General features: G+C 35.2%; 7 protein-coding genes. All 7 read left to right on the top strand.

The features are described 5' to 3' along the window. A partial coding sequence (locus OH806_RS14590; RefSeq protein ID WP_264744411.1) for a phage baseplate assembly protein V occupies positions 1 to 1,283 on the top strand: 1,283 nt, incomplete at its 5' end. Between the two features lie 18 nt (positions 1,284 to 1,301). Next, complete coding sequence (locus tag OH806_RS14585) at positions 1,302 to 1,472, top strand: hypothetical protein (RefSeq protein ID WP_264744410.1); 171 nt, start codon at positions 1,302 to 1,304, stop codon at positions 1,470 to 1,472. Continuing rightward, on the top strand, positions 1,459 to 3,285 hold the full coding sequence (locus tag OH806_RS14580; protein ID WP_264744409.1) for a DUF2235 domain-containing protein: 1,827 nt from the start codon (positions 1,459 to 1,461) through the stop codon (positions 3,283 to 3,285). Before OH806_RS14585 ends, OH806_RS14580 begins: the two co-directional genes overlap by 14 nt. 1 nt (position 3,286) lies before the next feature. Then, positions 3,287 to 4,411, top strand: coding sequence for a DUF2931 family protein (locus OH806_RS14575; protein ID WP_264744408.1), 1,125 nt, complete (start codon positions 3,287 to 3,289; stop codon positions 4,409 to 4,411). 39 nt (positions 4,412 to 4,450) lie between these two features. After that, the gene (locus OH806_RS14570; protein ID WP_264744407.1) at positions 4,451 to 5,584 is read left to right on the top strand and encodes a DUF2931 family protein; all 1,134 of its coding nucleotides are present in this window, start codon (positions 4,451 to 4,453) and stop codon (positions 5,582 to 5,584) included. Positions 5,585 to 5,588: 4 nt separating this feature from the next. Continuing rightward, positions 5,589 to 6,830, top strand: a complete 1,242-nt coding sequence (locus tag OH806_RS14565; RefSeq protein ID WP_264744406.1) for a LysM peptidoglycan-binding domain-containing protein — start codon at positions 5,589 to 5,591, stop codon at positions 6,828 to 6,830. Positions 6,831 to 6,834: 4 nt separating this feature from the next. Continuing rightward, the gene (locus OH806_RS14560) at positions 6,835 to 7,326 is read left to right on the top strand and encodes a DUF4280 domain-containing protein (protein WP_264744405.1); all 492 of its coding nucleotides are present in this window, start codon (positions 6,835 to 6,837) and stop codon (positions 7,324 to 7,326) included. The last annotated feature ends 11 nt before the right edge of the window (positions 7,327 to 7,337 follow it).

The following is a 7,337-nucleotide window of genomic DNA, read 5'->3' as shown; positions in this document are numbered from 1 at the left end:
ATAACGGACAGCAATTGGTTTTCGGAAACAAAGTACAGCCGATTGTAACCTTGGAAGAAAATATAGATTTGATAGAGGTTGAGTTTGAAATGAACATCAAACCTCAGGAGTTTAATTATTCAGTATATGATGCCCAAGGCGGAAGCAAGGTAGATAATCAGTCCTCATCGGCACAGGTTCAGTTCAAGGAAAATCCTTTTCAGGCAGTTGCCATCAATGCATCGAAAAATGTATACAAGAAAACGCCCGAAATGCATTTCAACCATACCGGAATTTCTGAAGGAACAGATAAAGAACTGAAAGAATCGGTAAGAAGAGAAAAAGAAAACAGGGAAAATCTGGTTTTGGTAAAAGGAAAAAGCAAAGACCCTGAACTAAAAATAGGAGGCCGAGCAAAACTGATTGACATCAACGGAAAAGCGATGGAAACCTACCGTATTATTGAAATCAAGCATTATCACGACGGCAATACCTATTATAATGAGTTTGTAGGAATTCCGGATTTATTCAATGCTCCTTATCAGACCGATGAAGCCATTCCTTTTGGAGAGGAGCAACCTGCCAGAGTAGTCGATAATAACGACCCGATGGGAATGGGAAGAGTAAGGGTACAATTTCCCTGGCAGGAAAAGAAAGGTGAGAAAACTCCTTGGTTGCGATTGATTCAGCCGCATTCCGGAAGCGGAAAAGGATTCCATTTCATTCCCGAAATCGGCGAAGAAGTTTTGGTAGGATTTGAATCTCAAAACGCCGAGAAACCCTTTGTCATGGGAACGCATTATAACGGTAGCGAAACAAGTTCCTACCACACTTCAGGAAATGATAAGAAAGTGATTCATACACGAAGCGGAACGAAGATTATTCTGAATGATGCGGAAGGAAGTGTCTTCATCGAAGATCCAAGCGGAAATACTTATCTGATGGATGGGCAAGGAAATATCAATGTGAATGCACCGAAGAGCTTTACTGTAAATGCTGGCGAGAATATCATAATGACAGCAGGTAAAGATGTGTCGGTAAGTGCAGGAGAAAATATTACTAATTCTGCCAACGATAATATTACCTCTATGGCAGGAACGGATATTGTACAGACGGCTTCTGGAGAGATAAGAGAAACTTCTGATATGAGAACCGAAATGGTAGAAAAAGACTTTAAAAGACAATCCGAAATTTCTAATGAAATAGCGGGAGAAGTTTCGATGTTCAGCGAGAAGGAAAATATGACAGTACAAAGCGGGAAAATTGTAGAATTTAATAGTACCGAAAAGTCTAAACTTTTCTAAAGTATAAATTATAGGATTATGGCTATACGAAAAACGGCAAAGAATATGGCAATTACTGTAAAAAGTGATTATAATTTAACAGTAGGGGGAAAGCTTGAAAAAATTGCGGATAAGATAAATGTAGAAGCAAAGAAAGAAAATCTGGTTTTGGCAAGTAATAAGAAAATAATATCTCGTGGGAACAAGTAATAAGTTTGGGAACTATTCTTCGGGAGAAGAAGGTAAGCAACCTGAAGGATCTGTTAATATTTATGTAGGAATGTTCTTCGATGGAACAGGGAATAACCGGTTTAACTCTGACACTATTTATTATACAGAGCTTGCCAAGCAGGGAGGGAAGATTAAAGCAGAGTCTATTCCTGCAAAGGCATCTTATACTAAGGTCAATAAAGATGTAGATAAAGAAGAAAACGTTAAAGTAGAGTATACAGACCGTGACAGCTATTGGAATCCCTACTCCAATGTCGCTAAACTTTTTGACCTATACAAAGAGATAAAAGATATGGATAGTAAAGAAGAAATGGGGGGAGATTATTATATTTTAAAGCAATATGTTGAAGGAATAGGTACCAAAAGAGACAAAGCAGATGATATGGAAGGCTCGGGGCTTGCCAGAGGTAGCTGGGGAGTGATAAGCCGCGTGGAAGAAGGTATTAAAAATCTAGTAAAAGATCAGTTTAAAAATATCTCTAAAGATAAAAAAATCAATAAAATTGTATTTGATGTTTTTGGCTTTAGTCGTGGTGCTACGGCTGCAAGGCATTTTTGTAATGAGGTAAGCGGAAAAGCGAAGTATCGGCATAAACGCATAAAAGATCCTTATGAAAGCAAAGCAATAATACTTTCACCAGAATTAGAAGTTACCAAACATGCGGGAGGTCTTTTGGGAACAGAGCTCAAAAATGCAGGATATAAGCCTACAGCAGAAAGTTTCACCATAGAAATAAGGTTTTTAGGATTATTTGATACCGTAATATCTGATATGATTGTAAAAGAAAATATGGGATATAAGGCGGGTTTTGGTGGGGTACTTTTACCAATACTTAGTTTTGCTCCTTTGGCACAGGAAGCATTACAAGACATTAAAACCAATTTGAGCGGAATAAGAATTGGTAAGGTTTTTCATATAAAAGCACAAACAGAATGGCGGAAAAACTTTCCTTTTACTCCTTCCGAGCAGGGATATACGCTAGGCATGCTGGGGGCTCACTCGGATATAGGAGGAGGCTATGCAGAATTAGATAAATATGAACCCGTATTGTCGTTTTTTGATGTGAAGACCGGAGATCAAAAAACTCTTGCGGATATGGAAAAATATAAGCAATTTTATATTTCTAGTTGGGTATGTAAGAGTTTTGATAATAATACCAATACGGGTATACAATTCACAAATACCTATGATCACGTTACCGAAACCACAATAAAGCCTCAGTCTATGGGAGTTGGTATTTATAACAGGGATATAAAAGCACCCAATGATTTTCCGGATGAGGGAAAAACAATTTCAAAAGATCCCTATTATCAGGTGTATCAAACCAAAGAGTCAGATCATTATGTTTTACAAGATTGCCGATATATATCCAACAAATATGCTTTAATCCCTATGTACCTAATGCTGGAAAAAGCAATTGAAAATAAAGTGCCTTTTTATAGTAAAGCATCTGATTCACCCTTCGTTAAAAAAAATATGCTTTTTGAGTATGAATTACCGAATGATGAAATACTTCAAAAATATTTTGAGTTGATGAAGAATGTATCTAAAGAGGAGAACAGAGATAAAGATGGTTCCTATAGTATGCCTACAGAAATGTACAGTCATATATGCAACAAATATGTACATCTTTCTGCACACTTTGGTGGATTCAAAAACGATTTTCTTACGGTGAAAACAGGAGATCATAATTTATTAGAAAGTATGCTTTTTCTAAACCAACCCGTAGAACCTACTATAAAAGATGACAAAGTAAGTTACCAACGAGAAATCTACCATAGCCCACATTAATATGAGAACGTGTTATTTATTACTACTATTTTTAAGTCTATTCAGTTGCCAACCGAAGGATAAATTCAGTTGGAATGCAGGGTTTTCTGCACCTAAGAACTATGTTGCAGGCGGTCCGTTTGTAGAATATTTTTATAAAGGAAAAAGTATAGGAGGAACTTCTTCTAGTGTTGGGATTAATCCAGGATGGGGAGTTACAAGCGGTGGTTATACAGGAGGCGATATATACAAAGATGTTCCCGATAGTGCGGTTGTGAGTTGGACTTGCGGATTTGATATGGTAAACTATAAGGGAGGCTTTAGATTGCCTAGAGAAAAAATGCTAAATCTTTTCAAAGAAAAAGCAACAGATTCTAATACTGGAAAAACAACAGATTATAGTCTTATCGTAGCAGGTATGGCTCCAGGTGGTAATGTTAGTATTTGGATGCAAGGAGGAGGTGAAAATGTAGAAATAGATAAATTTAAAGCCAACATAATTAGTAAAGATGATAGATATGATAAAAGTTTAATTACTCTATGGACATCTACTGGAGAAGAAGCTAAAGATATACTAAGGTACATAAAACTCCACGGCATCCCTTATTCTGTTTGGGAGAAAGGAGAAAGGGAGTATAATTATGATATTGGGTTTGTTGATAAAAGCAAAAAAATTAATCCTTCTATAACAAACATAATAACTAAGGATGGGAGTATTTTTCAATATTTTAATCAATCCACATCGATATATAGTATAGATACCTTAACTAATTCTTCAAATAAAAATTTATCCAATAATAACTTAAAAAAGAAGAATAAACTTCCAGTACAGATGGAATTAAAATGGAAAAAACGAAATTCCTCCAATTATTATTACAGAAGCATTATTGTACTTCCACAAGATTTTGAATCTAAATTTGATTTTGGTGAAAACCGCTTAATTATTGAGACTTTAGATGATGATTTTGGTAATCTTTATTTATTAAATTCTAAGGGGAAACAGGATATAATGAAATTCAAATTTGATTCTTATAATAATAGTGATCATCGGGTAATTTATTCCCTACCCAAAGGTTTTGTTTTTCCAAAATGGGAAGGTAGAGAGAGATTGACGTTTCCGGAAATAGATTATTGGCAGGAGAAATAGAGAAAATGCAACGAGAAATCTACCATAGCCCACATTAATATGAGAACGTGTTATTTATTACTACTATTTTTAAGTCTGTTAAGTTGCCAACCGAAGGATAAATTCAGTTGGAATGCAGGCTGGTCAGCTCCCAAATATTACGGAGCATCTCCATTTGTAGAATATTTTTATAAAGGTAAAAGTATAGCAGGAACATCCGCAAATATAGGAGCAGATCCTGGATGGGGAATTACCAGCGGTGGTTATACAGGAGGTGACATTTACAAAGATGTTCCTGACAGTATATATGTAAAATGGCTTTGTTCAGCAGATGGTTATTATTATGAAGGAGGAAAAAAACTGCCAAGAGAGAGAATGCTGAGTCTATTTAAAGAAAAAACAATAGATACTTATACAGGAGCAAAAGCAGATTATAGCCTTATTGTAGCAGGTATGGCTCCAGGAGGTAATGTTAGTATTTGGATGCAAGGAGGAACAACAAATAAAGAAATTGAAAAATTTAAAGTTCCCAATAAAGGGGTGTGGCAAGAGAATGATAAAGAATATCAAAAAGGAGAAAAAGAAACAGCGTCTTCTAAGGATTTCATCAATTCAGAAGCTAATATTTTTCGAAATCTTCACGGCATCCCTTATTCTGTTTGGGAGAAAGGGGAAAAAGAGTATAATTATGATATTGGGTTTGTTGATAAAAGCAAAAAAATTAATCCTTCTATAACAAACATAATAACTAAGGATGGGAGTATTTTTCAATATTTTAATCAATCCACATCGATATATAGTATAGATACCTTAACTAATTCTTCAAATAAAAATTTATCCAATAATAACTTAAAAAAGAAGAATAAACTTCCAGTACAGATGGAATTAAAATGGAAAAAACGAAATTCCTCCAATTATTATTACAGAAGCATTATTGTACTTCCACAAGATTTTGAATCTAAATTTGATTTTGGTGAAAACCGCTTAATTATTGAGACTTTAGATGATGATTTTGGTAATCTTTATTTATTAAATTTTAAGGGGAAACAGGATATAATGAAATTCAAATTTGATTCTTATAATAATAGTGATCATCGGGTAATTTATTCCCTTCCCAAAGGTTTTGTTTTTCCAAAATGGGAAGGTAGAGAGAAATTGACGTTTCCGGAAATAGATTATTGGCAAGAAAAATAAATAAATGACTAATCATCACATCCATACCATCCAAAAAGGGGACACTCTACAAAGCGTTTCCAAGCAATACGGAATCTCGGCAGAAGAGCTCCGCAATTATCATAACCGCTATTGCGAACTTCCAGACTTATTAAATCGTGAAATAGAGCATCAAAAAGAACTCATTGTTCCAAAATTAGGACAAGAAGGTAATTCAGAAGAAACTCCTAAAGAAAAAGAACGCAAAAAAGTAAGTTTTGCCCCTAATAATAAATTGTCATATTCGCCTGTAAACACCCATTACAAATATGGAGTAATGATTATTTTAGAAAATGGAGAGGATAAAAACGAGCTCAAATACGAAACCTCCGTAAAATGGTTGCAAAAATACGGAGATTTTCACATTTTTGAGATTGACCGGACTTCTAAAATATATATCAATAAAGAGGAAGTCAATGATATTGCTGATTTACTGGCTTATGAAACCTCTAAAGTGCTTTTCCCGATGCATATCGTGGTGGACGAAGACGGAAACTGGGAAGAAGTAGCCAAGTACAACAAGTATCCGGAACGGTGGAAGGCGATTAAAAGTAATCTCCAAAAAGAATTTGAAGGGGAAATGGTAGAAAATTATTTTCAAAAAATTGAGAAGATACTGGAAACTCCCGAGCAAATCAATTTCTATATGTTGGGTGATTTTTTCCTTAGAACACTATTTCTAGGATATTGCTTTAATTACGGAAAAGATTTTACCGCAGAAAAGCACATTACATTTCCTATTGTAGAAAACGGTATAGAACCCCGCTATAAAATACAGGCAAAGGTAGATCCTTATTTGGACGAATATAATCTTATCAATATTGAGTTGGAGGGCGTTTTGGATGACGAGCGGTCAAAAGAAGATTTTATAAATGAGAGACCTTTTGCATTTAACAATAATTATGAAAAACAAAAAGACATTGACAATCGGTCATTGGGAGAAATTGCAATACAAGGATTTTTGAATCCCAAATCCGGTATTCCTGAAGCATTACACTTAGAATGTAGCATAGAACTTGATGAAACGAAGAAAATAACGGTTGTCATAGCCAATTTATCTGAGACAGGAACATTAAGGGCAAAAAGTAAGGAAACAATTGTGGAAGGAAAAGCAACCGAAAAAGTCGGATTTTGGGGAAGAGTAAAAGAATATTTGAAGGAAATGGATAACCCCGAATATTTTCAGGAAAAACACAGAAATATAATGAAACAACAAATGAAGAAATAAAATTATGGCTGAAAAACATATTGTAGTACAGGGAGCAATGTGTAAGTGTCAGTTTGGGCAGACTCCGGATAAGATAAAAGTTTTGTCTCATAAGAAAGAATATGCCAATGACAAAAATGCTTCCAAGAAACTGATTGTAACCACCAAAGAAATAGGCGGCGCAACACTGGAGAAAAATACCTTTGGCAACTGTCCGAAAATGGGCAATCCGCCACCACCCTGCAAACCCATGATTACAGAGTGGAAAGGTTTTTATAAAGAAGTTACCTTAAGCAATGGAGGTAATATTATTTTAGAAGATAGCAAAGCGGTTTGTGCCATTGCAGGAACGCCTTGTATAGAGATTATCGACCATGGGCAAAGAACGGAAGCAAGTCAGCAGAATTTTAAGAATGCCAATAAGGAGGTGCATAAACAGATTAATCCGTTGGTAAACCCTGAAGAAATGTATAAGGAACAACCTACTCATGAAGGGGGTAAAGATGGTGTGGCATAAAAACTGAAAGT

The organism is Chryseobacterium oryctis, assembly GCF_025971925.1.
Lineage (GTDB): Bacteria > Bacteroidota > Bacteroidia > Flavobacteriales > Weeksellaceae > Chryseobacterium > Chryseobacterium oryctis.
This window is presented reverse-complemented; position numbering and strand designations above follow the sequence as displayed.

Bases quoted from the DNA above. Each gene is read 5' to 3' on its own strand.
- OH806_RS14560 (WP_264744405.1), top strand. From the start codon at position 6,835: ATGGCTGAAAAACATATTGTAGTACAGGGAGCAATGTGTAAGTGTCAG.
- OH806_RS14575 (WP_264744408.1), top strand. From the start codon at position 3,287: ATGAGAACGTGTTATTTATTACTACTATTTTTAAGTCTATTCAGTTGC.
- OH806_RS14570 (WP_264744407.1), top strand. From the start codon at position 4,451: ATGAGAACGTGTTATTTATTACTACTATTTTTAAGTCTGTTAAGTTGC.
- OH806_RS14565 (WP_264744406.1), top strand. From the start codon at position 5,589: ATGACTAATCATCACATCCATACCATCCAAAAAGGGGACACTCTACAA.
- OH806_RS14585 (WP_264744410.1), top strand. From the start codon at position 1,302: ATGGCTATACGAAAAACGGCAAAGAATATGGCAATTACTGTAAAAAGT.